The 26702-nt window shown below is 62.9% G+C and carries 26 protein-coding genes and 1 riboswitch; of the genes, 10 read left to right on the top strand and 16 right to left on the bottom strand.

All coding sequences use genetic code 11. From position 1 onward, the window contains the following. Window positions 1-8: 8 nt before the first annotated feature. Together DY201_RS26265 and DY201_RS29890 are read right to left on the bottom strand one after the other, a co-directional pair. On the bottom strand, window positions 9-1136 hold the full coding sequence (locus DY201_RS26265; RefSeq protein ID WP_115734251.1) for an acyl-CoA dehydrogenase family protein: 1128 nt from the start codon (window positions 1134-1136) through the stop codon (window positions 9-11). A gap of 5 nt (window positions 1137-1141) precedes the next feature. Beyond that, a complete protein-coding gene (locus DY201_RS29890) occupies window positions 1142-1543 on the bottom strand; it encodes a hypothetical protein (RefSeq protein ID WP_207904349.1) in 402 nt (133 codons plus the stop codon). Between the two features lie 110 nt (window positions 1544-1653). On the opposite strand from DY201_RS29890, the gene DY201_RS26275 reads away from it, so the two are divergent. After that, complete coding sequence (locus DY201_RS26275) at window positions 1654-2127, top strand: Lrp/AsnC family transcriptional regulator (protein ID WP_115734252.1); 474 nt, start codon at window positions 1654-1656, stop codon at window positions 2125-2127. Between the two features lie 40 nt (window positions 2128-2167). Here the strand turns inward: DY201_RS26275 and DY201_RS26280 are convergent, their stop codons facing one another. From DY201_RS26280 to DY201_RS26315, 8 genes are all read right to left on the bottom strand, one after another. After that, complete coding sequence (locus tag DY201_RS26280; protein ID WP_115734253.1) at window positions 2168-3007, bottom strand: ABC transporter ATP-binding protein; 840 nt, start codon at window positions 3005-3007, stop codon at window positions 2168-2170. Beyond that, complete coding sequence (locus DY201_RS26285) at window positions 3004-4683, bottom strand: ATP-binding cassette domain-containing protein (RefSeq protein WP_165916001.1); 1680 nt, start codon at window positions 4681-4683, stop codon at window positions 3004-3006. The genes DY201_RS26280 and DY201_RS26285 overlap by 4 nt, the downstream gene beginning before the upstream one ends. A 70-nt stretch (window positions 4684-4753) precedes the next feature. Beyond that, the gene (gene nikB / locus DY201_RS26290; RefSeq protein WP_115734255.1) at window positions 4754-5716 is read right to left on the bottom strand and encodes a nickel ABC transporter permease; all 963 of its coding nucleotides are present in this window, start codon (window positions 5714-5716) and stop codon (window positions 4754-4756) included. A 3-nt stretch (window positions 5717-5719) separates the two neighbouring features. Next, the gene (locus DY201_RS26295) at window positions 5720-7252 is read right to left on the bottom strand and encodes an ABC transporter substrate-binding protein (protein ID WP_115734256.1); all 1533 of its coding nucleotides are present in this window, start codon (window positions 7250-7252) and stop codon (window positions 5720-5722) included. Window position 7253: 1 nt separating this feature from the next. Continuing rightward, the gene (locus DY201_RS26300) at window positions 7254-7952 is read right to left on the bottom strand and encodes a (2Fe-2S) ferredoxin domain-containing protein (protein ID WP_245432178.1); all 699 of its coding nucleotides are present in this window, start codon (window positions 7950-7952) and stop codon (window positions 7254-7256) included. A 235-nt stretch (window positions 7953-8187) separates the two neighbouring features. Next, window positions 8188-8392, bottom strand: a riboswitch (cobalamin riboswitch). A 230-nt stretch (window positions 8393-8622) separates the two neighbouring features. Beyond that, window positions 8623-9039: a DUF2177 family protein gene (locus DY201_RS26305; protein WP_115734258.1), complete on the bottom strand. Its 417-nt coding sequence runs from the start codon at window positions 9037-9039 to the stop codon at window positions 8623-8625. Window positions 9040-9075: 36 nt separating this feature from the next. Then, window positions 9076-9738: a ChrR family anti-sigma-E factor gene (locus DY201_RS26310; RefSeq protein ID WP_115734259.1), complete on the bottom strand. Its 663-nt coding sequence runs from the start codon at window positions 9736-9738 to the stop codon at window positions 9076-9078. After that, the gene (locus DY201_RS26315; protein WP_172582966.1) at window positions 9735-10313 is read right to left on the bottom strand and encodes a sigma-70 family RNA polymerase sigma factor; all 579 of its coding nucleotides are present in this window, start codon (window positions 10311-10313) and stop codon (window positions 9735-9737) included. The genes DY201_RS26310 and DY201_RS26315 overlap by 4 nt, the downstream gene beginning before the upstream one ends. 226 nt (window positions 10314-10539) lie before the next feature. On the opposite strand from DY201_RS26315, the gene DY201_RS26320 reads away from it, so the two are divergent. Then, window positions 10540-11898 carry an NAD(P)/FAD-dependent oxidoreductase gene (locus tag DY201_RS26320; protein WP_245432179.1) on the top strand — a complete coding sequence of 453 codons (1359 nt, stop codon included), beginning with the start codon at window positions 10540-10542 and terminating at the stop codon, window positions 11896-11898. Further along, window positions 11895-12692, top strand: coding sequence for a DUF1365 domain-containing protein (locus tag DY201_RS26325; protein ID WP_115734260.1), 798 nt, complete (start codon window positions 11895-11897; stop codon window positions 12690-12692). The genes DY201_RS26320 and DY201_RS26325 overlap by 4 nt, the downstream gene beginning before the upstream one ends. Before the next feature lie 245 nt (window positions 12693-12937). On the opposite strand, the gene DY201_RS26330 is transcribed toward DY201_RS26325, so the two are convergent. Beyond that, complete coding sequence (locus tag DY201_RS26330; RefSeq protein ID WP_115734333.1) at window positions 12938-13726, bottom strand: SDR family NAD(P)-dependent oxidoreductase; 789 nt, start codon at window positions 13724-13726, stop codon at window positions 12938-12940. Between the two features lie 293 nt (window positions 13727-14019). Beyond that, window positions 14020-15144, bottom strand: coding sequence for a DNA polymerase IV (gene dinB / locus DY201_RS26335; protein ID WP_115734334.1), 1125 nt, complete (start codon window positions 15142-15144; stop codon window positions 14020-14022). Between the two features lie 218 nt (window positions 15145-15362). On the opposite strand from dinB, the gene DY201_RS26340 reads away from it, so the two are divergent. Genes DY201_RS26340 through DY201_RS26370 form a run of 7 tightly spaced genes read left to right on the top strand, consistent with a single transcriptional unit; the run spans window position 15363 to window position 23045 of the window. Further along, window positions 15363-16574 carry an ROK family transcriptional regulator gene (locus DY201_RS26340; protein WP_115734261.1) on the top strand — a complete coding sequence of 404 codons (1212 nt, stop codon included), beginning with the start codon at window positions 15363-15365 and terminating at the stop codon, window positions 16572-16574. Next, window positions 16574-17827 (top strand): M20 family metallopeptidase, encoded by a 1254-nt coding sequence (locus tag DY201_RS26345; protein WP_115734262.1) that lies wholly within the window; start codon window positions 16574-16576, stop codon window positions 17825-17827. The genes DY201_RS26340 and DY201_RS26345 overlap by 1 nt, the downstream gene beginning before the upstream one ends. Window positions 17828-17864: 37 nt before the next feature. Continuing rightward, complete coding sequence (locus DY201_RS26350; protein WP_115734263.1) at window positions 17865-18926, top strand: substrate-binding domain-containing protein; 1062 nt, start codon at window positions 17865-17867, stop codon at window positions 18924-18926. Between the two features lie 60 nt (window positions 18927-18986). After that, a complete protein-coding gene (locus DY201_RS26355) occupies window positions 18987-20051 on the top strand; it encodes a substrate-binding domain-containing protein (protein ID WP_342635225.1) in 1065 nt (354 codons plus the stop codon). A gap of 46 nt (window positions 20052-20097) precedes the next feature. Beyond that, window positions 20098-21075, top strand: a complete 978-nt coding sequence (locus DY201_RS26360; protein WP_115734264.1) for an ABC transporter permease — start codon at window positions 20098-20100, stop codon at window positions 21073-21075. Between the two features lie 11 nt (window positions 21076-21086). Then, a complete protein-coding gene (locus DY201_RS26365) occupies window positions 21087-22286 on the top strand; it encodes an alanine racemase (protein WP_115734265.1) in 1200 nt (399 codons plus the stop codon). 9 nt (window positions 22287-22295) lie between these two features. Next, window positions 22296-23045, top strand: coding sequence for an ATP-binding cassette domain-containing protein (locus DY201_RS26370; protein WP_115734266.1), 750 nt, complete (start codon window positions 22296-22298; stop codon window positions 23043-23045). Window positions 23046-23157: 112 nt separating this feature from the next. On the opposite strand, the gene DY201_RS26375 is transcribed toward DY201_RS26370, so the two are convergent. From DY201_RS26375 to DY201_RS26390, 4 genes are read right to left on the bottom strand one after another with little or no spacing between them, the layout of a single operon-like run. Beyond that, window positions 23158-23829 (bottom strand): M24 family metallopeptidase, encoded by a 672-nt coding sequence (locus DY201_RS26375; protein WP_115734267.1) that lies wholly within the window; start codon window positions 23827-23829, stop codon window positions 23158-23160. Window positions 23830-23883: 54 nt separating this feature from the next. Beyond that, window positions 23884-25152 (bottom strand): Zn-dependent hydrolase, encoded by a 1269-nt coding sequence (locus tag DY201_RS26380; RefSeq protein ID WP_115734268.1) that lies wholly within the window; start codon window positions 25150-25152, stop codon window positions 23884-23886. 30 nt (window positions 25153-25182) lie between these two features. Further along, a complete protein-coding gene (locus tag DY201_RS26385) occupies window positions 25183-25830 on the bottom strand; it encodes a TenA family protein (protein WP_172582964.1) in 648 nt (215 codons plus the stop codon). A gap of 4 nt (window positions 25831-25834) precedes the next feature. Continuing rightward, window positions 25835-26677 carry a BtpA/SgcQ family protein gene (locus DY201_RS26390; protein WP_115734269.1) on the bottom strand — a complete coding sequence of 281 codons (843 nt, stop codon included), beginning with the start codon at window positions 26675-26677 and terminating at the stop codon, window positions 25835-25837. Between the last annotated feature and the right edge of the window lie 25 nt (window positions 26678-26702).

Genomic DNA, 26702 nt, shown 5'->3' on the forward strand with positions numbered 1-26702 from the left:
TTTGACTCCTACAGGCTGCGCGCGATGACGAGACGCTGAATGTCCGATGTGCCTTCATATATCTGGCACACACGGACATCACGATAGATCTTGGCGAGCCCGAACTCTTCGAGATAACCATAGCCTCCCAATGTCTGCATCGCACCCGAAACAACGGCCTCTGCGGTTTCAGATGCAAAAAGTTTGGCCATCGAAGCCTGGGTCAGGCAGGACGCGCCAGCGTCCTTGAGGGACGCAGCCGAGAGAACCAACTGCAGCGCAGCCTCGAGGCGGGTAGCCAGATCGGCCAATCGGAAACCCACCGCCTGATGCTGAATGATCGGCTGGCCGAAGCTCTTGCGTTCCTTGGCGTAGCTGATCGCGACCTCCAGGGCTGCCCGGGCCATGCCGACGCTCTGCGCGGCGATGCCGATGCGACCTGCCTCAAGGTTTGAAAGGGCTATGCCATATCCCAGCCCCTCAGCACCCAGTCTTAGCTCATCCTCGATGAACAGGTCCTCGAACCTTATCGCACAGGTATCTGAGGCACCTTGCCCGAGCTTGTGTTCAAGCTTGTCGATCCCGTAGCCCGGACGGTCGGTAGGTACCAGAAAGGCGGAGATGCCGCGCTTGCCCGCGGCCGGATCGGTAACCGCGTAGACAATTGCCAATCCCGCGATCCGTCCGGACGTAATGAACTGCTTGGCCCCGTTCAGGCGATAGCCGCCATCGATCTTTTCGGCGCGCGTGCGCAGCGCCGCGGCGTCAGACCCGGCATCTGCCTCCGTCAAGGCAAAAGCCCCGATCATTCGTCCCGCCATCAGATCCGGCAGGAACCGCGCTTGTTGGGCAGACGTGCCGTCCTTGATCAGACTTGAAACGATAAGGCTGTTTTGGATGGACGTAATTGTCGACAGCGCGCCGTCAGCCGCAGCGATTTCTATCAACGCCAAAGCATAGCTCGTATAGTCTGCAGCGGCCCCGCCAAATTCGACCGGCGCGGTCATTCCCATCAGGCCGAGCTCTGCCATGCGTTGGAACAATGCTGGAGGATAACCGCCGTTCCTTTCAAAACTTGTGCTGTGGGGGCGTATTTCCGCTTGAGCGAAATTGCGCACCATGTCGCGGATCGCGGCCTGAGTATCGTTGAGGGTCATTTCCGTCAGGCCGCCTTGCTGGCTAGAGTCTCGGGGGTCATGGCTGCGAGCAGCGATGCGCGCTTTCCAGCGTACTCGGCGATTGCGGCCTCCTTGATCGGCCCGAAAGCCCTGTGCATCTGGGCACCCCAAAGCGCCGTTGCTGCAAGGTCTTCGTTAAGACCCGGCTGGAATACGACATCGTGGGCCTTGAGATGTTTCACCGCTTTCCAGAGCTGTTGATCATATGCGCCGACAGGCGAGCCGCGATACCCTGATATGAGCCCTGATGTCTTGTGGCCCCATCGCCGGCCCAGTCGCCTTTGCATCAACGGCAATCGCACCAAAGCCTGGATACCTGTCATGAAAGTTGGGCCGGCCTCGGTGTTGTAGATCGGGTCCAAGCTGGTACTGCGTTCGAATTTCACGCCAATCCTCCCTAGATTGGCGATATATGCTCTAAAATTTCCTCCAATTCAGACCAATTATGCGCGTTCTTACTCGCTAAAAATAGTGAACTTTGCTACTCGACTGCAGCATGACAGCGAACATTGCCAATCCGCTGAAACTCGACAAGCAAGACCTCAAGATCTTGAACGCGCTGACTCGCGACGGCAGAATTACCTGGAGCGAGCTTGCCGAGGAAATCGGCCTGTCACTGACACCAACGCTCCGCCGCGTGCGGAGGCTCGAGCAGGATGGGATCATTCGAGGCTACACGGCCGATCTGGATCAGGCGAAACTCATTGGCGCGATGGGGCTATTCATAACCATCACGATGGAAAGGCAAGTCGAGGAAATTCTTGCCAAATTTGAAACCGCGGTCGCTGGGTTACCCGAAGTGATGAGCGGATATCTCATAAGTGGCGGTCACGACTACATGCTGCACGCCTTCGTCCGCGACCTCGACCATTATCGAGAATTGCTGGCCGTGCTGACACGCATCGATGGCATTGCCCATATCCAGTCGAGCTTCATCCTGAAGACATTCGCCCGACACGTCGGCACTTGAAAGACTGAACCCAAGAGCTGCCGACACGCCTGCGTCGATGCTACGAAATCAGGCGGCCAGCAGGAACCGATGGAAAGGCAGGAAGCTCCTGCGACGCGACACCAGGCGGGGTGTCGCAGACGAAGTTCCATTCCGGCATCGGCAATACGTCGCGCAGCAGCGCCTGCGTGTACGGATGGGATGGCGACGACAAGACCGTATCGACATTGCCGTGTTCTACAATCTGCCCCCGATCGAGGACGATGATCTTCTGGCAGATGTCAGCGACCACACCAAAGTCGTGCGTAACGAGCAGGTAACCGATGCCAGACGTGCGGTGCAGGTCGAGGAGCAAGTCGATCAGTTTCGCCTGGACTGAGACATCGAGCGCCGAGAGAGGTTCATCCAGCACCAGCAATTCAGGCTCCGGCGCAAGTGCCCGCGCCATGCAGACACGCTGGCACTGACCTGTGCTGAGTTCGTGCGGATGGCGGTCGAGAAGGTCGTCGCTGAGCGCAACACGCTCGAGCAAGTGGCGGAGACGTTCGCTTCTTGCGGCGGCTCCTTCTTTGGGCAGCCAGTTGACCAGTGGCTCGGTCAGGATCCGGCGAATGGTCCAGCGCGGGTTAAGGCTTGACCTCGGATCCTGGAACACGCCCTGGATGCCGCGACGAGCCTTCCGCCGCGCCATGCCATCGACAAGAGGTTGGCCATGCCATCGCACGCGGCCGCTGTCCGGCCGCTCGAGGCCCAGGATGCACTTTGCGATCGTGCTCTTGCCCGAGCCGGACTGTCCGACAAGCCCTACGATCGCGGCCTGACCAACCTCAAAGGAGACATTGGTGAGAACCTCGTTATCCTTGTAGCGCTTGGACAGCCTTTCTACCGACAGCATCGTCATGCCTCCTCCAAAGCTGCACGACGCAGCCGCCGGCCCGGTATCGCCGTCAGCAACTCCCGCGTATAGGCATGGGCCGAACTTCCGAACACGGTCGCGGTCGGCCCACTGTCCATGACGGCGCCGTTTCGCATGATGACAACGCGATCGACGACGCGTGAGACAACGCGCAAGTCGTGGGACACAAGAAGCAGGGCAAGTCCGTAGCGGTCCTGCAGATCGCGAAGCAAATCCAAAACGCGGAGCTGGGTCGAGACGTCAAGGGCCGTCGTCGGTTCATCAGCAATAAGCAGCTTTGGCCTGTTGACGACGGCCATGGCGATGACGGCACGCTGTCGCATCCCGCCACTGAGCTCGTGCGGAAACTGCGCCAGCACGCGCGCCGGCAGATGAACTTCATCCAGCACCTCGCGCAATCTGCACTCGAGCGCAGCTGCGGAGGGGGCAAGGTGGGCCTGCATCACCTCGCGGATCTGATCACCGATGCGCAATACGGGATTGAGCGCGGAGAGAGGATCCTGGTTGACCAGCGTCACCATCCGCCCGCGCACCTGTTGCCAGTCGTCCCAGGACCACCGAGCGGTGTCTTGGCCGAACAGCGAGACACGGCCGCTCACAAGGCCGAGCGGAGGCCTTGTCAGGCCGAGTGCCAAGGCAGCAAGTGTACTCTTGCCGGAGCCGCTTTCGCCGATCAGCCCGATGCTTTCGCCGCGCCCGACATGCAGACTGACGTCATCGAGGAGACGTCGACCGAAATAGGGTGACCGGCGGTCGACGACGTCGACCCGGACAGCTTGCAGATCAAGGGCGGGAGTGGCCGACCCTTGGGGCGCGTCGAATGAGGCAACGATGGCATTGGCACACATAGGGCGGTTCGCGCCCCAGCGTGGGAGGCGCAACCAGTTGCGCGGGCCGTGGACAGCTCGGCCCTCGACACTGTCACGCACGATGTCGCCGAAGTAGTTCGCGGCCAGCACGACGACAAAGATTGCCATCCCCGGCGCGACGACCAGCCAGGGGGCGATCTCCATGCTGCCGCGCCCCTCATTCAGCATCGCGCCCCATTCCGGAGCGGGAGGTGGAACCCCGAGGCCAAGGAATGAGAGGGCCGAGACTGCTAGGATCAGGTTGCCGATGTCGAGCATCGCCAGCACAAGTATCGGCCCGATCAGGTTCAGAGCGATATGACCGGTCAGGATCTTCCATGTCGGCGTTCCGAGGCACCTGGCCGCCGACACATAGCCCTCTTGCGCCAGCTGAAGTGTAAAGCCACGGATAATGCGGGCATAGGCAGGCCACGCGACGACGGAGATGGCGATGATGAGCGGCACCATGCCGCCGCCCATCAGGGCGGCGACGGCAATCGCCAGCACCAGCCGCGGAAAAGCGAGAAGCACATCGATGATCTTGGTCAGGACGAGATCGACCACGCCCCCGAAATAGCCGGCCACGACGCCGACGGCGACGCCGATCGACATGACAATCAGCACGGCGATGGCCGCGACCATCAGCGAGGTGCGACCGCCGTAAAGGAGCCGGGTGAAGACGTCGCGGCCGAAATCGTCCGTTCCAAGCAGGTTGGCGGCATTTGGCGGCAGCAGGACCTGCTTGAAGTCCGTGTCGACCGGGCTCAGGCCGGAGACGAGAGGCGCGGCGAGCACGGCGGCAATCATCGCCATCACGACGGCAAGCAGAAGGATGCCAACCGGGTCACGGCGCAGGCCACCCGCAAAGCGGCGCAGGACGCGGTCAGACATTGCGGCGCTCCTCGAGCCGGACCCGCGGATCCAGGAAGCGGTAGAGGATGTCGACGGCGAAGTTGATGATGACGAACAGGGTCGCCATCAGCAAGGTGAAGCCCTGAATGACGGGATAGTCACGACCGCTGATCGCTTCGACCATGTATCTGCCAACACCGGGCCATGCGAATACGGTTTCTATAACGGCTGCACCGCCGAGCAGACCGCCGGCGACAAGCGAGGCGGCGGTGAGCACGGGTATCAACGCAGGCCGCAAGGCGTGGCGGAACAGCAGCGTGCGTCGCTTCATGCCCTTCGCCTCGGCCATCAGCATATAGGGCTGCGACAATGTATCGAGCAGGCTGGCGCGAAGAAGCCGCGACGTCGCTGCTGCGATGCCGACGCCGAGCGTGACGGCGGGCAGGATGATGCTTTCCGGCCGCCTGCCGCCCATTGCCGGCAGCCATCCGAGCGTGATGGCGAAGAGATAGACGAGCAGGACCCCGAGGAAGAAGCTCGGCAGCGATTCGCCCACGAGGCTCAGAACCCGGGTGACGTGATCGGTGGTGCGGCCGGCGTAGAGGCCGCCAAGGATTCCACTCGGAATGGCGATGACGAACATCACCAGAAGTGCTGCACCACCAAGTTTCAACGTCGCTGGAATGCGCGCCGCCAGCTCATCGGCTATGGGCTGGCGACTGCGCAGCGAGGTTCCGAGGTTGCCCGTTGCCACGCGCGCGAGCCACGTCACATACTGCTGCGCCAGAGGGTCGTTCAGGCCCATCTGGTCGCGCACCTCATCGATGTCGCGCCGGGTGATCTGCGCGGAATCGAGTCCTGGCTCGACCATGGTCAGCAGTACCGCCGTGGCGGGGTCACCCGGGATGAATCGCAGCATCAGGAAGACGACCACGGTTATTCCAAACAGGACCGAAAGCCCGGCGAGCGCGCGTCGGAACGCGTAGGCGAGCATTCGTCACTCCGCCGCGATGTACATAGACGGCGTGATATCGCGTGGACGCTCGACATCGACGCCCGCGACGCGCGCGTTATGCGCAATGCCGATCAGTTCGGCGTTTGCGACGTAGATCAACGCTGTGTCGGCCATCACTTTCTCCTGGATCTGCTTTGCCAAAGCGAAGCGAGCTTCGGTGTTGGCTTCGGTGCGCAGCTGGTCGACAAGCGTGTCGACCTCCGGATTCGAATAGCGCTGCCAGTTCTGCACAGCGTCAGAACGGTAGAAGCTGGAGAGCTGGCCGTTGAGGTCGCCGGTAGCCGTTCCGCACGAGCAGTAGGTCGCGATGTCGAAGGCCCCGTCGAGCATGATCTGGTTCGAGGCCGTCGGCTCGACCACGTGCAGCTTGGTGGAAACACCGATCTTGCGCCACTGCGCCTCGAGAGCGATGGCGACGGTCTGCCACCAGCCATAGGTCAACACGGTGAACTCGAGCTTCTTGCCATCGCGCTCGCGGATGCCATCCGCGCCAGGCTTCCAGCCCAGTTCGTCCAGCAGCGCCCTTGCACGCTCAAGGTCGGTAACCTGCTTCGTCTCGATCGCGTAAGGCAGGCCAGCTGGAAAGTGCCCGGTCGAGTGCGTGGCAAAGGGAGCCATCACTCCGTCGACGATCTCGTTGCGATCGGTGCCCAGGCTGAGTGCCTGCCGCAGCTTCACATCCTGAAGCAGCGGGTTGCGATAGTTCATCCAGATGTTCCAGTTGCTCGCGTTCACGACAGGGAACTTGTAGTCTTCGCTGCGGACATAGGCGGGACGCTGCTCGAACTGGACATTGGCATCCATGTCGGCCTCGCCCGACTGCATGGCCAGATAGCGGGTCTGCGGATCGACCACGAAACGGGCTTCGAGCCGTTGGAGTTTGGGCTGCTCGCCCCAGTAGCCTTCGAACGGCTCGGCTACGACGAGTTCGCCGGGGACAAACTCGGTCGGCTTGAAGTAACCTGAGAGGTCGGCTTCCAGCGCATATCGGTCACCAAGTTCTTCGGCACGCGCGGCATTGTGTACGGCGATCGTAACTGTCTTGAACAGGAATGCCGGGTCGGGCTTTTCGGTGCGGATTTCAAGCGTGGTCGGGCCCACCGCCTTGAACGTCGCGCCACGCAAGATCGAAGCCGCGCGGGTGTTCTTGGCCTGATGTCGCTCAAAGGATGCCTGCACGGAAGCAGCATCGACGGGCGCGCCGCTCCAGAACTTGGCGTTCGGCTGCAATTCGATCCGCCACAAGGTTGGTTCCACCAGTTCCCAGCTTTTCGCAAGCGCCGGGATCAGATCCGCGCCGTCGAGCGTCGCGTGAACAAGCGGCTCCGCGAAACCATTGTTGATGATCCGCTGGGCATCGATGTTGATGGGGTCGAGCGAGCGCGGCATGTTTGCGGTGACGAGGCGCAAGACCTGCTCCTCGGCAGGCGCGGCCTCCTGGGCGAAAGCAGGCAGGGTGAAGGTGGACCATGCGATGGCCAGCGCGGCCAATGCGCTCCGCGAAAGGACGTTCATCTTACTCTCCTTTGGATGAGGAACTGTTGATCACCGGACGCAGCCGCTGCTTGCGGCCTGTCGGCTCATAGGCGAAATCATGGACGACGCTGCCGCCCAGCAGATGCTCTTCAACGATGCGGTCGACCGCCGTCTCCGTGACGCCGCCATAGTAGGTGCCTTCCGGATAGACCTGGAGCACGGGCGCGAGATTGCAGGGGCCAAGACAGGTCGCCTTCGCTGTCATCGTGCCTTCGCCAGTCATCCGAAGCTTGCGGCTTTCCTGCAGATTGCGGAGGTGGCCCCAGATCGCGTGCGCACCCGCCGCATTGCAGGCGCCGCCCTCGCAGACCAGGACCCGACGCTTTTGCGCTGGCACCAGCGATCCTTCCAGCTTCACGTGATCATCCGGTGGAACCGCAGGCTCGGCGGCCGCGCCGTTGATGAGAGCACCGAGCAGCGGTTCGAAATGGAGGCTCTGGGCGATATCACGAGATATGCGGACCGGCGGCCATCGACCGGGATGTTCGGACTGCCAGCGCTTCAGCGAGCGCGTAATCCAGTTCAGGAAGCTCGGCTCCAGCGGAAGGACAAGCGGCACCACAAGGATCGCGTCATAGGGGCCGCCGCGGAGCGACAGGAGTGCGTCGCGCAGCGAGGGTTGACCCTGTTCGGAGTAGCAAGCCATCGCCGCCGCCACTCCTGGCAGCATGGCAGCCATCGTCGCTATGCGCTGCATCTCCGCATGCGGAGCCGCCGCAAACGCAGACTTTGCCACCAACAGTACGGCCTGTCCGGACGCGACTTTGTCCGGGCTGAGCTGGTGCGAAAGAGAGAAATCTACTTCCAACGAAAAATCCCCGACCTGATGCGGACGGGGATACGGAAACGTGGCCGCGCGAGCATGCCAAAGGCAGCTGCGACAGCGCGCGCTCCTGTGGCACACCCCGACCACGGAACCAAAAGCAGTCAGGCAGGTCTCCTGGCTCGCGGTTCATCGCTGCTTCGCCTGTCTTCCCGGCACCTAAGTGCCAGTGACGTCGTTGGCGTAACAACTCGCCGCTTACAGTTGCGGGACAGCTCCGGTTTCGCACCGGATTCCCTCTTAGCTGTCACGTCGGCGCAAACCGCCGCGACAGAACCTTGACCGGCGCAACCTATCGGTGTCAGCCCTCAAGTCAATCCCGTCGGTCAGGCATTTTCCCTGCAAGGCCGAAAGAAAACAGAATGTATTGTCAGTCGACGATTACTGCCCTGTTCACACAGTCAGGCAGGTAGCTCTGCAGCCGAGTAGTTCTGGCGATCCTGATTTGCCGACAGGTCAGCGACGTGGCAGGGATCACAGGGAAAACCGCGCGGCCATCTTTAGCCCGCTATCGCCAGGGGAGCCTTTAACTTGCCTTGGCTACAAGCCAGACTGTGCAGAAGTAACCCAAGGTGGCTGCGGTTGCGGTCAAGGCAGTCCCCCACATCATGTCGACGACACTGACCGAAACTGACCAGTTCTTGAGCGTGGCCAGGTTGGTCATGTCGTAAGTGCCATAGGCGACAAGCCCGAGCAGCGCGCCATTGACCAGTGCGGTCACCCAGCTTGCGCCGTTCACCGCCGGCATCACTGCGAAGTGGACCACACCGGCGACATAGACAAGGTAGAAGAGACCGGCGACGCCGAAATTGGGTTGCTCGAGAAGCAGGCTGCCGATCCGGTTGCGGTAAAAGCTGGTGGAAATGGTCGACAGCCAGATGAAGTCGATGCAGAAAAAGCCGACGGCGGTAGCGGCATAAGCGATGGCGTAGCTTGCGATCATCGGTGCACTTCTGCTGCTTGGGGCGCAGGCGCCCGATCAAATACCCAGGAGTGGCTGGATCGCCCGGACAATCCAGCTGCGGAACTTCAGTGGCGCGTCGGTGACGGCAAGACAGATGCAATCGCTGTCCGCAGTGGCGACGGGCTGATGCATCAGGCTTTCATCGGCATCTTCGATATCACCGCGGGAAAAGATGTTCTCGCCGTCAACGAAGCTGCCGCTGAGCACCAGTGTCAGCTCGCGGCCGCCATGGCTATGCTCAGGCACAGGCTTGCCTGCAGGAATGCGCAGCAGCCGTACCCTGGTCTCGCGCTCTCCGGTCCTGATAGGGATCTGATAGGCACCTCGTCCGAGTGGCCGCCATTTGAGCGCGTCGATGTCACTGCCGAGGTAGGAGCGCAGCGGCTCCGGCAAGCCATCGCCCTGGCCGGAAGCCGAGGTTTCGCGGCTGGCGAATGGAGGGGCCTTGGAGGGCTGCTCCAGACGCCTGCGCACGCTCGCCCATGCATCGTCGACGGAAGCATCGTGCGGCAGGCTATCCAGCAGTTCACCGCCGATGCCTTCGGCAACAGTCAAGCGGCGCCGGCAGGACGGGCAAAGGGCAAGGTGCGTGGCGACCGCGATACTCCAGCCTTCGGCCAGACTGCCGGCAGCATAGCTCAAGAGCAGATCGTCGCTGACATGGTGACGGATGGTCAAGACACTTCTCCAGAGCGGGCGAGCGCGGCCCGCAGTTTGTCGAAGGCGAGGCGCATGCGCGATTTGACTGTTCCCAGCGGTACATTGAGGCGCGTCGCGATTGCCCTGTGCGACTGGTCTTCGAAAAAGGACAGCTTGAGCAACGCGGCCTGCTCCTCCGGCAGCGTGGCGATTGCCTGGCGCAACTGCTCCGAGGTCTCCCGCGCGTCGAGCTCGGCATCGGCAGGGGCCATCTCATCGGGCACGAAAGAGGGATCGTTAGGGTCGAAATCCGGTCGATTCTCGCGCCGAAACGCGTCGATGCGCAGGTTGCGCGCGATGGTGAAGATCCACGTCGAGGCCGCGCCCTTTGAAGGATCGAACTTCGCGGCCTTGTTCCAGACCGCGATCATGGTCTCCTGCATCAGCTCCTCGGCGATCTGGTTGCCGCCGCCCGTCCGCGCCATGTAGGCCTTCACGCGCGGTGCGAAGTGGCGGAAGAGCGTCTCATAGGCCTCCATGTCGCGCCGCGCGCCCACGGCTTGAAGCAGCGCGCGCAAGTCAGGACGTGCATCATCATCTGTCTGGCGGCGCATACCCACAATTCCCAAATCGCAATGCCGTGGCGCGGAGCGCCAGTGCCCCACCATAGAGCGTTTCTGCCACGCCGGCGCGCTTATGGAAACGATTGTGTTCATGCTGCAGATACGTCCCCTGCAGCGCCCCGGATCACCGATGCAGCAAATTTTGCCTCCCAGCGATCCGGCACGGCTTCTGCTGCGTATCAATCACGAAGCCGTTGCGGAATTGGAAGGGCAAAAAGTGCGAATTCATACCAGCAGGCAATTGCCGGATCATGCTCGCCGTGTCGCGGTTGTGGGGTCGGGTATCTCCGGCCTTTCGGCAGCCTGGCTGCTCAGCAGCAAGCTCAGCGTGACGCTCTATGAAAGCGAGACGCGTCTCGGCGGCCATTCAAACACGGTGATAGTGCCGACGAAGGACGGGGCGCTCCCCGTCGATACGGGCTTCATCGTCTACAACGAACGCAACTATCCCAACCTTGTTGCCCTGTTCAAACAGATCGGGGTGCCCACGGCTGCTTCCGACATGTCCTTTGCAGCCTCGCTCGACGGCGGCAAACTCGAATATTCGGGCTCCGGCCTCAACGGTCTGATCGGCCAGCGTGGCAATGTCGTGCGGCCGCGCTTCTGGCGGATGATGCGGGACATATTGCGCTTCTACCGCGAGGCGCCTGCGCTGCTGCTTCGGACGGATCTCAACGGCGTCAGCCTCGGCGAATATCTCGATCTCAACGCCTATGCGCCGGCCTTCATCGAGGATCACCTGTTGCCGATGGGCGCGGCGATCTGGTCGACCACGGCGCGGGAGATGCGCGCCTATCCGCTGCTTGCCTTCGTCAGGTTCTTTGCCAGCCATGGCCTGCTCAGCCTCGCCGACCGCCCGAAATGGCGAACTGTGCTCGGCGGCAGCTGCGAATATGTCCATCGTCTGAGCGCTAGCTTCACCAAGGGGATCAGGCTCGGCGTCGCGGTGCGCAGCATCTCGCGGGAGAATGACCGCGTCGTCGTCACCGATGCAGCGGGACATGTCGACACCTTTACCGATGTCGTCATTGCCACCCATGCCGACCAGGCGCTCGGCCTGCTGGCCGATGCCGACCAGGCTGAGCAGGGCCTGCTCGGCGCCTTCCGCTACACCGACAATCTGGCCGTGCTGCATTCCGACGAGACGCTGATGCCCAGGCGTCGACGTGTCTGGTCGAGCTGGAACTACATCGGTGAAAGCAGGGACGACGACGCCCAGCCCCTTTGCGTCACCTACTGGATGAACCGCCTGCAGAATCTCGACAGGCGGTATCCCCTGTTCGTCACCCTCAACCCGACCCGCGAGATCGCGCCTTCGAAGATCATCGGGAGCTACAACTACACCCACCCACTGTTCGACCAGCGCGCGCTGGACGCCCAGCAGCGACTCTGGTGCTTGCAGGGCAGGCGCAACACCTGGTTCTGCGGTGCCTATTTCGGGTTCGGCTTCCATGAAGACGGACTGCAGGCAGGTCTGGCTGCAGCCGAGAGCGTCACCGACGTGCAGCGGCCTTGGCGGGTGCGCGATGAATCGGGGCGGCTAGTGATCCGGCCACGCGTGGAGGCGGCGGAATGAACGGCCAGTCGGCGATCTTCCTCGGCGATGTCATGCACATTCGGATGCGGCCACGCCGGCACCGGCTCAGCTACCGCGTCTTTTCGCTGCTGCTCGATCTGGACGAGCTCAAGGCCATCAGTTCGACGTCCCGCGTGTTCCGCTACAACGCCCGGGCCGTGCTGAGTTTCTGGGACGCCGACCACGGCGATGGCAGCCCTGACGGGCTACGCGCCTGGATCGATGCGCGCTTGCACCAGGCAGGTAGGCTGGAAGAAGGCATGAGAATTCGCGTGCTCTGCTATCCCCGCATTCTCGGCTACGTCTTCAATCCGCTGACAGTCTACTTCTGCTACGCCTCGGATGGTGCGCTGCGGGCCATTCTCTACGAGGTCTGCAACACCTTCGGCGAGCGCCACACATATGTCATTCCCGTTGAAGATGGCACGTCGGGCGCCGTGAGACAGCGCTGCGCCAAGGAGCTTTATGTCTCGCCCTTCATGCCGATGTCATGCTTCTACCGTTTCCACATCGAGCCGCCGGACGACAGGGTGCTGGTGCGTATCGATGAATCGGACGCGGACGGCCAGCTTCTCGTCGCTTCGTTTTCCGGCCGCCGCGAAGCGCTGACCGACCGTGCGCTGATGCGGGCGCTGTTCCGCTATCCTCTGATGACGCTCAAGGTAACCATCGGCATCTATTGGGAGGCGCTGCGTATCTGGACGAAGGGCGTTCCCGTTTACCGCCATAGCGCGGCGGCCAGCCGGGTCGCCACGACCGTCGTCCCGCCCAAGGAAGCAAATTCGTCGCCTTAAGGACCCGTCACAGCTGATCTGCGCCCGTGTTCTTCGCGGCTGGACCGACACAGCACGGCGCGTGCCAGTTCGCCACCATTGTCCTGAAGGCACTGCCCCGCATGCAACGGACGCTCCGATCCTTCGCGAGGGCGCACACTTTTCGGTCGGAAAGGTTGGGATAAAAGGCGGCATACCGGCGCCTTGCTTTGTCCTCGCATATCCCTGCCAGTTCCGGCCAGCGGATGAGCAGCCGGGCGTGGCAGTCAGCCTCGAACCATGCGGCGTGTGACCATCAGGCGCAGTCTTGCCGGCAAGCACGCCAAAACCTTCATCGACAGAGCCATCTTCCAGGGAAAGGCAATTTCGAAGTGCCGCGACTTCAGCCCGGCCATGATGTGGTCGACCGCCGCTTCGGCCGAAATCAGAAATGGCATCGGAAAATCGTTCTTCTGCGTCAAAGGCGTGTCGACGAAGCCCGGATTAATCAGGCTGAGGCGCACGTTGCGGGCGGCGAGTTCGGGATGCAGCGCCTCGCACAGATTGATGAGCGCGGCCTTGGAAGCGCCATAGGCAGCGGCGCCCGGCAGGCCGACATAACCCGCGACCGATGACACGACGGCAATGTGGCCCGACCCGCGCGCCATCATGCGTGGCATCAGCGCGGCCAGGCAATGTACCGCGCCCATCAGGTTGACCTCGACGGTCGCGCGAAAGGCGGCGGCGTCCAAGCGGGCAGCTGTATCACGGGCGTAGGTGCCGGCGTTCAACACGACAAGGTCGAGCGGCCCCAGTGTGTCCTCGATGCCGACCAATGTCTCACGCGCGGCCTCGGCGTCCGTCACGTCGAGCGGAAACGCATGGATGCGATCGGGGGCTTCGGCGGCAAGTCTTTCGAGGTCCCGCGCCGTCCGCGCGCTTGCCGCGACATTCCAGCCCTCGCGGGCGAGGCGAAGCGCCAGGACGCGGCCGATGCCGGAACTGGCTCCCGTCACCCACGCCGTGCGGCCGTCCATTCCGGCCTGGCCTTCGTCCGCGTTCATGTTTCCGTGCATGTCGGCTCCCTTGGAAGAACGGGTGGTCACTCCTGATACGTTGGAAGTCGGCAATTGGTTCAGTATGCGGCCTGTGAAGCGTCCGGGCATGACGAGGGCGCCTGCCCTCGCGTACAAATGGGGTGCAGCGGCGGCGCGTTCGAAGGCAGGGGCTTATTTTTGTTCCCTACCCACGGTTCTCTGAACGGAAAAGGACAGTTGCACGCTGGGGAGGCAGTAGCCCGACCTGCTGCAAGGGGCACGCGAGCTCCAAGGTCATTGCAGCAAAACACAGTCCTTGTGTAGGCGGCCGCCTAGATCATCAGGCTGAGCTGATCCTGCTCTTCTCTTTGATCGTCGTCGAACGACGACAGCGTCACACCGATGAGACGGACGCCTTTCGCGGTCGGGAAAAGCGGGGCGAGCAGGTTGCGCGCGACCTCCTCCACATCGGAGGCATTGTCGATCGCGGTGCCCACGGTGCGGCTGCGGGTGATCTGCTGGAAGTCGGCGAACTTGACCTTCAGCGTCACGGTTCGACCATACAGCGATTTCGCTTCGCAATGGCGCCAGACCTTGGCGACGAGGGCAGTAACTTCGGCGCGGGCCGCCTCGAGGTCGAAAATGTCGACGGCGAAAGTGTCCTCGGCGCCGACCGACTTGCGTGGCCGATCCGGCTGGACCGGCCGCTCGTCGATGCCGCGCGCGATCTTGTAGTACCAGGCGCCGGCCTTGCCGAAGTGCTGCTGCAAGAACGGCAATGGCCTTGCCTTCAGATCGGCGCCAGTCAGGATGCCCAGCCGTTCCATCTTCGCGGCCGTCGCCGGCCCGACGCCGTGGAATTTCTTCACGGCGAGAGCCTCGACAAAGGCCGCGCCCATGCGCGGCGTGATGACGGCCTGGCCGTTCGGCTTGTTCAGATCGCTCGCCATCTTTGCGAGGAACTTGCAGTAGGAAATCCCCGCCGAGGCGTTGAGCCCCGTCACCTCCTTGATGCGCGCACGGATCCGCGTGGCGATCTCGGTCGCGACCGGAATCGACTGTTTGTTCTCGGTGACATCGAGATAGGCTTCATCGAGCGAAAGCGGCTCGATCAGGTTGGTATGCTCCGCAAAAATCTCCCTGATCTGGGTCGAAACCGCGCGATAGACGTCGAAGCGGGGCGGTACGAATATCAAATCCGGGCATCGCCTTTTTGCGGTGATGGAAGGGAGGGCGGACCGCACGCCGAAGGCGCGCGCCTCGTAGCTGGCGGCGGCCACCACGCCGCGCGCCGCTGACCCGCCAACCGCAACCGGCTTTCCCCTCAGCTCCGGATTGTCGCGCTGCTCGACCGAGGCATAGAACGCGTCCATGTCGACATGGATGACCTTGCGATGAGGCGCGCCCTCGGTTGTCGCCTCGTCGCCGCCATGTCCTGATCGCTCGCTCGTCACCATCGGCTCGCTGCCACGCCTCATTCGCTGGAGTTTATCGTCTCCGGAAATGGCCGGCGACTCATCCGCTACGAGCATATTGCCCGGACGCCGCCGCTTCGAGATGAAACCTCATCCCCGCGCTTGCCGCCCTCGCAACAATCCTGGCGTCAACAAAACGATTGACAGTCCGGCCGTCTCGCTAATAAGTTCGGTTATAGAACGAATTAAATGAGGTCGGCGTGAACGACAGCCTGCGCATCTCCCGGAAGTTCTCGCAGCGCTCGGTGATGGAAGCGATCGTGCAGGGCGGGCCCATTTCGCGTGCGTCGATCTCCAAGCAGACCGGCCTGTCCAAACAGACCATCTCCGAAATCGTCCGCGTGCTGGAGCAGGAAGGCTGGGTCCAGGAAACCGGTCGCACCAGTGGCCATGTCGGCCGCACGGCGGTAACCTACGAGCTTGTCTACGACGCCGCCTATATCGTGGCCGTCGACCTCGGCGGCACCAAGGTTCGTGTCGCGATTACCGATCTCGCCTGCCAGATCTTCGCCGAGGACACGGCGCCGACAGATCCACGCGGCGGCGGCTACATCGTCGACCAGATCGCCGCGCTGGCCTTCCGGGCAGCGGCCCAGCAAGGCATCGCCCGCGACAAGATCAAGCTTGCGGTCATCGGCGTCCCCGGCGCGCCTGACAATGCGACCGGCCGCGTGCTGCTCGCGCCAAACATTGCCGATTTCGACAAGATGGATGTGGTCAGCGCATTCTCGGAAGCCTTCGGCTTCGATGCGATGCTGGAGAATGACGTCAACCTCGCCGTGCTCGGCGAGAACTGGCTCGGGCAGGGGCGGGGGATCGACAATCTCGCCTATGTAGCGCTCGGCACCGGCGTCGGCAGTGGCCTGATGGTCGGCGGCCATCTCGTGCGGGGCGCCATCAACGCTGCTGGCGAAATGGGCTTCCTGCCGCTGGGTGCTGACCCGTTCGAGGCGGAATCGCTGCGCACGGGCGCATTCGAGCGGGCGGTGGCCTCGCATGGCATAACGGACCGTTATGCCGCTCTTGCTGGCCATCGCCGCTCTGTGCCCGAGATATTCGAGGCAGCCAATACAGGCGATCAGTCGGCTCTGACCGTGCTCGACGAGATCGCCCGGCACCTCGCTCGTGGCATAGGAGCCATCGCAGCGATAGCCAATCCGGAGAAGGTGATCCTGGGCGGGTCGATCGGCCTGCGACCGGAGATCCTGTCGCGCGTCAAGGTGTTCCTGCCGCAGTGCTTCCCCTACCCGGTCAATGTCGAGACTGGCGAGTTGGGCTCGCGTGCAGCGATCATCGGCGCTGCGGCGATCGGGCTCGGTCAGTTGCACAACACGTTGTTCGGCGTCGACGCTCCCGAAGGGCGCATCTCGCTGCCCAAGGTCGACATGCGTGCTTTGAGGGAGGCTGTGTGATGACGGATGAATTGACCAGGCGTCTCAAGGCTGCGCTCGACCGCGACGAGGCACTCGCCTTGTTCCGCGGCGCCATTGGCCGCGACAGCATCACCGGCAACGAGGCGAATTTTGTCAGCTATCTGAACGAGCAGATGGAGGCGCTTGGACTTTCCGGCCTGCACACCGCGGAGTTCCTGCCCGGGCGGCCCAACATCTGGGGCGAACGCAAGGGTGCGGATGGCGGCAAGCGGCTTCTGTTCATCGGCCACACCGACACGGTGCATGTCGATGGCTGGCGCGAGCATTGGGCCGGGACCGAGCGCGAGGATCCGTTCGCCGCTCCTGTCATCGATGGCGCTGTCTGGGGTCGTGGCGCGGGCGACCTCAAGGCCGGCATCTCGGCATCGCTTGCCGCACTTGCGCTGCTCGACAGGGCCGGCATCCGCCTTGCCGGTGACGTGTCCTATGCCTTCGTCGGTGACGAGGAGAGCGGCCAGCCTGGAACCGGCGTCTCCGCCGGCATCAAGGACTTTGCCGCCCGCATCGAGAGCGGCGAGGTGCAGCGTCCCGATTTCACCGTCTATGTCGAACCGACCCGGCTTTCCGTCTACCCGGCACAGATCGGCTTCTTCATCACCGACATCACGATCACCGGCAAGTCGGCCTATTTCGGCGTGCCGGAACTGGGCAAGGATGCCCTCAAGGCGAGCCATCAGGCGATGACGGCGCTGTGGAAGCACTCCGACGAGGTTGCGGCTCGCGCCCAGCATCCTTTGGTCGGGCGCGGCTTCCTGCTCATCACCGGGCTTGCCGGCGGCGGCTATATAGCGGTGCCCGAGCGCTGCACCTTGTCGCTCATCCGCAAGCTGCTGCCGGGTGAGTCCCTCGATGCCGCTGCCGCCGAGATCGAAGCGACCGTGCGTTCGGCGATCGCCGATCCCGAGATCAGGATCGAGTTTGCCTATCCTGCCGGGCGTGACCACGCCTTGGGCGGAACCGCTGCCGAGATCGACGCCAATGGGGCCGAGGTAACCATGCTGTCGGATGCGCTCGACCAGACGCTCCCGGGGCGCGGCACCGTCGAAGGTGCGCCGTTTTGGTCGGAATCGCCGTTCTTCGTCAACCGGCTGGGCATTCCCGCCGTCTATTGCGCGCCCGGCGATATCCGCAATTGCCACACCTACGAGGAGCATGTCGACGTCGAGGAATATCTCGCCGGCGTCGTCGCCCTCGCCGCCTTCATGGCCCGCTATTGCGGGGTGATCGAGTGAACTGCCTACTTCGCTAGAAAATGATCGGGAGGAAAACATGATCATCAAGAAGATACTTGCCGCTGCTCTCGCTGGCAGCCTTATGCTTGCTGCCGGTGCGGCCTTCGCCCAGACAGTCGGTCCCTCGGGCGAGACGGCAACGCCGAGCGCCGACGTCGCACTGTCCGATGCCGACATCGCCTCCTTGAAGGACAAGGGCTACAAGGCGGCGCTGCTCTGGCACACCTCTTCCGATTTCACCAATGCCGTCTCGGCCGGTGCCAAGGATGAGTTCGCCCGTGCCGGTGTCGAGGTTGCCGTGACCACGGATGCCGGCTTCGATGCGGCACGCCAGCGCAGCGACATCGAAACCGCGCTCGCGGCCAAGCCGAATGTCATTCTCGCCTTGCCGCTCGACCCGGTCACCTCGGCCGAGGCCTTCCGCCAGGCGGTCAAGGACGGCACCAAGCTGGTGTTCCTGTCGAACCTGCCGAGCGGCTACAAGCACGGAACCGACTATGCCGCAATCGTCACCGACGACCTGTTCCAGATGGGCAAGCAGGCAGCCGATGCCCTGGCCAAATCCATCGGCGGGAAGGGCAAGGTCGGCTATATCTTCCACGACGCCACCTACTACGTCACCAACCAGCGTGACCAGGCGTTCAAGACGACGATCGAGAAGGATTATCCCGATATCAAGATCGTCGCCGAGCAGGGCATTTCCGATCCGGCACGAGCCGAGGAACTGGCCAACGCGATGCTGCTGCAGAACCCCGATCTCGACGGCATCTACGTGACCTGGGCAGAGCCCGCCGACGGCGTGCTCTCGGCCCTGCGCTCCAGCGGTAACGCCAAGACCAAGGTGGTGACGCTCGACCTCGCCGAACCGGTGGCGCTCGACATGGTCAAGGGTGGCAACGTGACTGCGCTCGTCGCCGACAAGGCCTATGAACTCGGCCGCGCCATGGCCGCCGCCGGGCTCAAGTCGCTGCTCGGCCAGCAGACCCCACCCTTCGTCGTCGCTCCGGCCCTGACTGTGACCAAGGACAATGTCGCTGAGGGCTGGAAGGAATCGCTCAACCGCGAAGCGCCGAAGTCGGTGCTCGACGCAGCCAAGTAAGCCAGTTGCACCGGCGGCAATACCGCCGCCGGTGCACCATCTACCCGGGAGGAAACAGTCATGCACATGGCAGCAAGGGGCACAGCCCTTTTCGCGGCAATACTTTCGGTGAGCGCGGCTTTCGCGGCCGATGGCGCCACCAAGGGTCCGAATGGCGAACAGCCAACGCCGGCCAAGAGCGTCGTACTGACGCCGGACCAGGAACAGAAGATCAAGGACGGCAAATTCACCGCAGCCCTGGTCTGGCACGAGATGAGTGAGTACACCAATGCGGTGAATGCCGGCGCGCATGACGAGTTCAAGCGCTTGGGCATCGAGGTCATCGCGCAGACCGACGCCGGCTTCGACGCCGCGCGCCAGAAAGCCGACGTCGAAACGGTGATGGCCAAGAAGCCGTCTATCATCGTCTCGCTGCCGGTCGACCCGGCAACCGCCGCTGTCGTTTACGACCCTGCGCGCGACGCCGGCGTCAAGCTCGCCTTTGTCGACAACTCGCCAGCGGGTTACGTTCACGGCAAGGACTATGTGACCATCGTCTCCGACGACCTGTTCCAGATGGGTAACAAGGCTGCCGTCGCCATGGCCGACGCGCTCGGCAAAAAGGGCAATCTCGGCTACATCTTCCACGACGCCGATTTCTACGTCACCAACCAGCGCGACGGCGCCTTCAAGGCAACGATCGAGCAAGACTATCCCGAGATGAAGATCGTCGCCGAGGCGGGCATGGCCGACCCTGCGCGGAGCGAAGAGATCGCCCAGGCGATGGTGACGCAGCACCCCGACCTCGACGGCATCTACGTGACCTGGGCAGAGCCGGCGCTGAGCGTGCTGTCGGCGCTGCGCAATGCCGGCAACAGCCACACCAAGATCGTCACCCTCGACCTCAACGAGCCGGCAGCGCTCGACATGGTCAAGGACGGTGCCATCGCGGCGCTGGTGGCCGACGAAGCGTACAGCATCGGCGTGACGGCGGCGCGTTCGGCAGCCGGCTCGCTGGTCGGCGTTGAATCAAAGCCGTTCCTCGTCGTCGATTCACTCGCTGTCACCAAGGCGACCGTGGCCGATGGCTGGAAGGCGTCGCTCAACAAGGATGTGCCGGCGAGCGTCGCTGCGGCCGCAAAATAGTTGTCCGGGCAGGGGGCTGGCGCCCCTGCCAACAGGAGGAAGAAAGATGCCCCCAGCCAACACTAGCCTCACGGGCCAGCAAGCCGGCCTGGCCAGCCGCATCAACCTGCAGCAATACGTCGTCTATTTCGGCTTCCTGGCGATCTTCCTCTTCTTCGCCATCGTGCTGAAGGACAGCGGCTTTCTGACGGTCCGGAACCTCTCCAACATCGTCCTGCAGACGGCACCTGCCACCGTCATGGCGATCGGCCTCGTCTTCGTCATGTCTGCAGGGGAGATCGATCTCTCGATCGGGTCCACCGTGGCCGTGGCCGCGCTCGCCTCAGCCGTGACGATCAACGAATACGGGCTGGTGGCCGGCGTGCTCGCCGGTCTGGGCGCCGGCCTCCTGATCGGCCTGCTCAACGGCGCGCTGGTCGCCTATGTCAGGCTGCCATCGTTTCTGGTGACGTTGGCGACCTTGGGATTGTTTGCCGGCGTCGCCCGCTCGATGACCAACCTGCGCTCGATTCCGGTGACGGACAGCACCTTCACCGGCTTCTTCGGCTCGGGCGTGTTCCTGGGTATCCCCTCGCTCATCTGGTGGACGGCGATCGCCGTTGCAGTCGGCCACATCATCTATCGCGAGACGCGCTTCGGCGCCCATGTGCTGGCGACCGGCGACAATGCCCGCGCCGCCAGCGTGTCCGGCATCAGTGTGCCGCGCATCCGGCTCGCAGTGCTTGCCATCAGCGGCGGCCTGGCCGGGCTTGCCGGGCTGCTTTATGCCGGCCGCCTGCAGGCGGCGAAGTACACGCTCGGCGAAACCGACCTGATGACGGTGATTGCCGCCGTCATCGTCGGTGGCACGCTGCTCAACGGCGGCAAGGGCTCGGTCATCGGCGCCCTGGTCGGCTCGCTGATGATGGGCATGCTCAACAACGGCCTGATCCTGATGGGCCTTTCCGTTTCCGACCAGATGATCGTTCGCGGTCTCATCATCCTCGCGGCAGTTGCAGTATCGCTGCGCGAAAAGTCTCGCTGAAGGAAGCTGACATGTTTCTCGACGTCCTGCGCCGCCGCAACCCGGCTTTCATCGAAGCCGCGATGGCCCTGCACCAGCAGGGCAAGATTCCGGCCAATGCCTATGTCCTCGACCTTGATGTCGTCGAGCGCAATGCCGGCGTGCTGAGCGCCGAAGCGCGCCGACATGGCCTCAAGATCTTCGCCATGACCAAGCAGGTCGGCCGCTCGAGCTCGTTCTGCCAGGCAGTCAGGCGCGGCGGCATCGACGCGGCGGTCGCCGTCGACATGGCCTGTGCCCGCGCCACCCACAAGGCAGGGCTCAAGGTCGCCCATCTCGGCCATCTGCAGCAGGTTGCCCGCCAAGAGGCCGCAGCCGCAGCCGCGACCTTCAAGCCCGACTACTGGACTGTCTTCAACGACACCAAGGCCAGGGAAGCTGCCGCAGGCGCCGAGGCAGCCGGCCGCACGCAAGACCTGTTGGCCCGCATCCATGCCGAAGGCGACACCTTCTATCGCGGCCATGAGGGCGGCTTCGCCGCCACCGAGGTGGCTGACGTGGCCGACAGGTTCGACGCGCTCGCCGGCGGCCGCTTCGCCGGCATCACCACCTTCCCCGCATTGCTGTTCGATCACGCCAGCCGCAAGGTGGTCCCGACCCACAATCTGGTGACCTTGACCAAGGCCGCCGAGGCTTTGGCCAAGGCAGGGCGCAAGGATATCGAGGTCAACGCACCGGGGACCACGTCGAGCGTCATGCTCGCCGCGCTCGCCGAAGCCGGGGCGACGCAATGCGAACCGGGCAATGGCCTGCACGGCACCACCGCGCTGCATGCGATGGAAGACCTTCCGGAACAGCCTGCGGTGCTCTATCTCACCGAGGTCTCGCACCTGTCGGGCGGCAAGGCCTATTGCTTCGGCGGCGGCTTCTACATCGATCCGATCTTCCCCGACTACGACGTCAAGGCGATCGTCGGTTCCGAACCGACGACCGCCTCAGCAGCACTGCGCAGCGTCGAGGTGCCGCCGCCCTCGGCCATCGACTACTATGCCATGATCGATGCCGCCGGTCCGAATGCCCCGAAGCCGGGCGACACCGCTGTCTTCGGCTTCCGCGGCCAGGCGTTCGTCACCCGCGCCTATGTGGTGGGTGTTTCGGGCATCTCGAAAGGCGAGCCCAAGGTGGAAACGATCGAGAACGGCTTCGGCGAAACCGCCGCCTGGCCGATCTAGGAGGTTGAGATGACCGCGACGCAAGCAGCCCCTGTTCTCAGGCTTACCGACATCCGCAAGGTTTTCGGCGGCATTACGGCGATCGAGAATTTCTCGCTCGAAGTCCGCCCTGGCGAGATCGTCGCGCTGGTCGGCGACAACGGCGCCGGCAAGTCGACGCTGATCAAGATCATCTCGGGCGTCTACACACCGACCTCGGGCACGATCACCATAGAGGACGAGACCGTGACCATGGCGAACGCGACGATGGCGCGCGCCCATGGCATCGAGGTGGTCTACCAGGACCTGGCGCTGGCCGACCAGCAGACGGTCTACATGAATATGTTCCTCGGTCGGGAACCCGTCAACGGCTTCGGCCTGCTCGACCGCCGCAGGATGATCGCCGAGACCGAGAAGCTGGTGAAGGAGCTGGATGTCCGTATCCCATCGGCCCATGCCACCATCCGCGATCTCTCGGGCGGCCAGCGCCAGGGCGTGGCGATCGCCAGGGCGACGCACTGGGCGAGCAAGCTGATCCTGCTCGACGAGCCGACCGCCGCACTCGGTGTAGCCGAGACGGCCAAGGTCGAAGAAATCGTGCTCTCGCTCAAGCAGCGCAACATCGGTGTTCTGATCATCAGCCACAGCCTCGACCAGGTGTTCAAGCTGTCGGATCGCATTTGCGTTCTCCGCCGCGGCCGCCAGATCGGCATCCGCGAGACAGCCAAGACCGACAAGAACGAGATCATCGCCATGATCACGGGCCTGCAGCAGCATTAGGCCCGTCGCGGCAAGGCGGGGAGCACCAACGCGGCTGACCAGAAGACCCTGTGGGGCCAACCCATTGGGTCACAACGCCGAAGGCACGCCCTTTGACGGCCTGCCGATCGGACTAGGAAATAACGGTGCACCTCGCTGGTCCGAACCAGACGACGTCTTCCTTCTTCGCGCCATAGAGGTGGTTGCCAATGAATGGTTCAATCGCCCAGGCCCCGGTCATCGGGGTTTCATTCCATGCATCGATGTATCCCGCGTCGTAGGACGAACCGACATTCAGCGAATGGCCGATATTCGATAGGCGATCCAGAAGAAGATAAGGGGTTCTCTCCAGCTCCGATGCGAATACACGGAAGAGGTCGCAGGCACGCATGCCTGGTCTCACCGAGGCCAGGACCGCTGCGTGAATAGCCTCGACCGCCGCCAAAGCCTTGCCCTGACCGACATTTTTCCCTCTTTGAAATGTCCGCGTACAATCGCCCCACCATCCATCCGCTGTGACTGGGTGAACATCGATCATGCCTAGGTCCACATCCCACAATTGGCGTGTGCTCGGTCGATCGGTCGGGAAGCAACTCAGGGTTCCGGCTCCGAACCCGATGATCGTGGGGGTCCAGACATCGGTCCCGCCGAATTCGCGCACAAGTCGGTCCGCGCGGTCACGGACCTCTATCTCCGTTTCCCCTGCCATCGCGTCGGCGGCAATGGCCTCCGCAATCCTTATCGCCAATCTTTGGGCCTCGACCAACCCGGCCGGCGGCATATCGTCCACTGTGTTCTTGCCCATCTCGTCTCGTTCTCCACTCGCACTGCATGCCGCCAGACGACGGCCGCCCGGTCCTTAAGCAACAGCTGGCGGCTTTCCCAGCTCGGTCATCGCCTCCAGCGTCGATTGCAGCAGCATGCGCGCCCCAATGATTGAATGCTCCGGTTCGACAAACTCTGCCTCGTTGTGGCTGAGCCCGTCGCGGCAGGGCACGAAGATCATCGCCGAGGGCGCGACCCGGTTGATGAACAGCGCGTCGTGAAATGCGCCGGACAGCATGCGTTTTGCCGGAAGATCGAGCGCGCGCCCCGCCCTCTCGAGGCAGCCGAGCAGCGTCTCGGGAAACGCGGCCGGCGTCATGTCGAAGAATTGTCGGATATTTGCCTGGCAGCCGGCGGCGCTCGCAGCCGTGGCGCAGTTTTTGCGCACCAGCGCCTCCAGTTGATCGATGACCGTGGCGTCGGAATGCCTCAAATCGACGGTGAATGTGACCGAGCCCGGTATGGCATTTACCGATCCCGGTTCGATCGTGAAACGTCCGACGGTAACGCGCGCAGCTGCATCTCCTGGCATGATGCGCTTGAACAATATGTCGAGGGCGGCTGTCGCCGCCACCATCGGGTCGCGGCGAAATTCGAGTGCTGTCGTTCCCGCATGTGCCGCCTGGCCCGAAATCGTCACCTCCAGCCAGCGGGTGCCCTGAATGCCGTGAACGATCCCAACAGGAACGTTTTCCCTTTCGAGCGACGGTCCCTGTTCGATGTGAAGTTCCAGATAGCCGCATATCGGAAAGCCGAGCGGCCGCATGGCTATGTCGGGAAGGGCGTCGAGCGTCGCCTTGAGTTCTTCGGTGAAGAGCGCTCCGTCGCTGCCGCGGAGGTCGGACCAGGCTTCTGGTATCGCACCCAGAGAGAAGGCCATGGAGCCCATGGTGCCGGGCGCAAACCGGCTACCTTCCTCGTTTGTCCAGGCAACCACTTCGAGTGGCAGCTCGGTCGCGACGCCGGCGTCCTCAAGGCTTTCCATGACTTCGAATGCAGTCAGCGTGCCGAGCGCCCCGTCGAAACGTCCGCCGGTAGGCTGGCTGTCGAGATGACTGCCGATCACAAATGGCGGCCGATCGACAAGGCGGCCTTCGCGACGGATGAAGAGGTTGGCCATCGGATCCTGAAACACCCGGAAGCCGCGTGCCAGTGCGAGCTCCGCAAGCAGCCGGCGCGATTGCCTGTCTTCGGCTGACAACGCCTGGCGATTGACGCCACCTGCAGCGGTTCCGCCGATCCGGGCAAAATCGTCGATGCGCTGCAGCAGGCGTTCGCCATTGATCTGCGCATTGGAGTTCATGCAGGCAACCTCAAATGTTCGATGTCGGGATCAGCGATAGGGCGCGTCGTGGAAGGCGATCTCCAGGCGCTGGGCGCGTCCGAAAATATCACTCAACCGTTTGCGCTCGGTGGTGTCGAGGTGGTCGCCGGCCTCGTCTAGCTGTTGCCTGAGCCATTTTGCCTGCGCAGCGAAATCGTCGTGAGCATGCATATCCACCCATTCTTTCAACAACCGATCAGCGATCGGCCGCGCTGCGGCCTCCTTCGACCAGGTCAAGTACATCCACTCGGCAGCAAACATCGCCGCGACCGTATCGAGGAAGCCGCCGTCGCGCGCGATTGCCAGCATGCCGATCCGGAATTCGGCAACTTCAGGAAGGTCGAGATCGTAAGTGGCGGGATCGATGCCGCGCTCGGCAAAGGTCTTCTCGAAATAGGTGATCTGCTGATTGGCAAGCGCTTCGAGAACGGCGATGAGCCAGCGTTTCTGCTCGATCGTCCGGGCTTTCGCCACGGCATAGGCGAAGATCGAGATCGCAGTATCGACGAACGCGCCTTCATAAACCAGATAGCGTTCGAAAGCCTGCCTGGTCAGCCGGTCCTGCTTGACGTCTTCGACGAAGCGATGGTGAAGCATCGCCTCGAAGACTGCCGCGTTTTCCCGCAGAATCTGCTCGGATAGGGTCTCGCCAGCCACCGGCTCAGCCCTCAAGTTCGGGAGCGGCAGCAGCGCGAAACGCCTTTACACGCTCGATGTCGACGGGGTTCCACCACACTCCGTCGAATTTCAGCGACGAAGCGACGATGACGCCATTGGTGCGCTTCAGGATCTCCACGATGTTGTCCTTGGTCACCCCGGAGCCTACGAGCAGCGGCAGGTGTGTTGCCGAGCCTATCTCCTCGATCTCTTCGATCGTCGCCGTGTTGCCAGTGCGCTGCCCGGTGGCGATAACGCCATCGGCATCAAAAAAGGCGAGGTCGCGGGTCAGTTCCTGGATCGATCTGTCGGCGACGATCGCATGAGAGCCATGCTTGACGTGGCTGTCGGCGAAGACCTTGATATGCTCGGCACGCAGCAGCGAGCGGTAGCGCATTGCTTCAGCGGCGCGGCCTTCCATGAAGCCCTCGTTGGCGACATAGGCATTTGCCCACTGGTTGACCCGGATGAACTTGGCGCCGCCGGCCATGGCGATGGCGAAGGCTGTGATCGGGGCGTTCGCAAGCACGTTGACACCGAGCGGCACGCCGGTCTCGCGTGCGATCCTGTCGGTCACCACCGACATGAATGCCGCCGTCTCCTGGCCAATATCCTCGGGCTTGGAAAAGGGAACATCGCCATGGTTTTCGATCATCAGCCCGTGCATGCCGCCTTCGATCAGGGCCTCTGCGTCACGCATGCAGGCGTCATAGATCGTCGACATGTCCGCGCCGCGATAGCGGGGCGCGCCGGGGAAAGCCGGGCAATGGATCATGCCAATCAGAACCTTGTCAGTTCCGAATATTTCCCTTACGGCGCTTGCTGAGCTGTTGGAGATTTCCTGCATTTCTTTCCCTTTCGAAAGTATGTTC

It is taken from the genome of Aminobacter aminovorans, from assembly GCF_900445235.1.
In the GTDB taxonomy this organism is placed as follows: Bacteria; Pseudomonadota; Alphaproteobacteria; order Rhizobiales; family Rhizobiaceae; genus Aminobacter; species Aminobacter aminovorans.

Excerpts from the sequence above, each read along its gene's own strand:
- DY201_RS26265 (WP_115734251.1), bottom strand. The coding sequence starts at position 1,136 with ATGACCCTCAACGATACTCAGGCCGCGATCCGCGACATGGTGCGCAAT.
- DY201_RS26275 (WP_115734252.1), top strand. The coding sequence starts at position 1,654 with ATGACAGCGAACATTGCCAATCCGCTGAAACTCGACAAGCAAGACCTC.
- DY201_RS26280 (WP_115734253.1), bottom strand. The coding sequence starts at position 3,007 with ATGACGATGCTGTCGGTAGAAAGGCTGTCCAAGCGCTACAAGGATAAC.
- DY201_RS26285 (WP_165916001.1), bottom strand. The coding sequence starts at position 4,683 with ATGGCGATGATTGCCGCCGTGCTCGCCGCGCCTCTCGTCTCCGGCCTG.
- nikB (WP_115734255.1), bottom strand. The coding sequence starts at position 5,716 with ATGCTCGCCTACGCGTTCCGACGCGCGCTCGCCGGGCTTTCGGTCCTG.
- DY201_RS26295 (WP_115734256.1), bottom strand. The coding sequence starts at position 7,252 with ATGAACGTCCTTTCGCGGAGCGCATTGGCCGCGCTGGCCATCGCATGG.
- DY201_RS26300 (WP_245432178.1), bottom strand. The coding sequence starts at position 7,952 with ATGGCTGCCATGCTGCCAGGAGTGGCGGCGGCGATGGCTTGCTACTCC.
- DY201_RS26305 (WP_115734258.1), bottom strand. The coding sequence starts at position 9,039 with ATGATCGCAAGCTACGCCATCGCTTATGCCGCTACCGCCGTCGGCTTT.
- DY201_RS26315 (WP_172582966.1), bottom strand. The coding sequence starts at position 10,313 with ATGCGCCGCCAGACAGATGATGATGCACGTCCTGACTTGCGCGCGCTG.
- DY201_RS26325 (WP_115734260.1), top strand. The coding sequence starts at position 11,895 with ATGAACGGCCAGTCGGCGATCTTCCTCGGCGATGTCATGCACATTCGG.
- DY201_RS26330 (WP_115734333.1), bottom strand. The coding sequence starts at position 13,726 with ATGCACGGAAACATGAACGCGGACGAAGGCCAGGCCGGAATGGACGGC.
- dinB (WP_115734334.1), bottom strand. The coding sequence starts at position 15,144 with ATGGTGACGAGCGAGCGATCAGGACATGGCGGCGACGAGGCGACAACC.
- DY201_RS26345 (WP_115734262.1), top strand. The coding sequence starts at position 16,574 with ATGACGGATGAATTGACCAGGCGTCTCAAGGCTGCGCTCGACCGCGAC.
- DY201_RS26350 (WP_115734263.1), top strand. The coding sequence starts at position 17,865 with ATGATCATCAAGAAGATACTTGCCGCTGCTCTCGCTGGCAGCCTTATG.
- DY201_RS26355 (WP_342635225.1), top strand. The coding sequence starts at position 18,987 with ATGCACATGGCAGCAAGGGGCACAGCCCTTTTCGCGGCAATACTTTCG.
- DY201_RS26360 (WP_115734264.1), top strand. The coding sequence starts at position 20,098 with ATGCCCCCAGCCAACACTAGCCTCACGGGCCAGCAAGCCGGCCTGGCC.
- DY201_RS26365 (WP_115734265.1), top strand. The coding sequence starts at position 21,087 with ATGTTTCTCGACGTCCTGCGCCGCCGCAACCCGGCTTTCATCGAAGCC.
- DY201_RS26370 (WP_115734266.1), top strand. The coding sequence starts at position 22,296 with ATGACCGCGACGCAAGCAGCCCCTGTTCTCAGGCTTACCGACATCCGC.
- DY201_RS26375 (WP_115734267.1), bottom strand. The coding sequence starts at position 23,829 with ATGGGCAAGAACACAGTGGACGATATGCCGCCGGCCGGGTTGGTCGAG.
- DY201_RS26380 (WP_115734268.1), bottom strand. The coding sequence starts at position 25,152 with ATGAACTCCAATGCGCAGATCAATGGCGAACGCCTGCTGCAGCGCATC.
- DY201_RS26390 (WP_115734269.1), bottom strand. The coding sequence starts at position 26,677 with ATGCAGGAAATCTCCAACAGCTCAGCAAGCGCCGTAAGGGAAATATTC.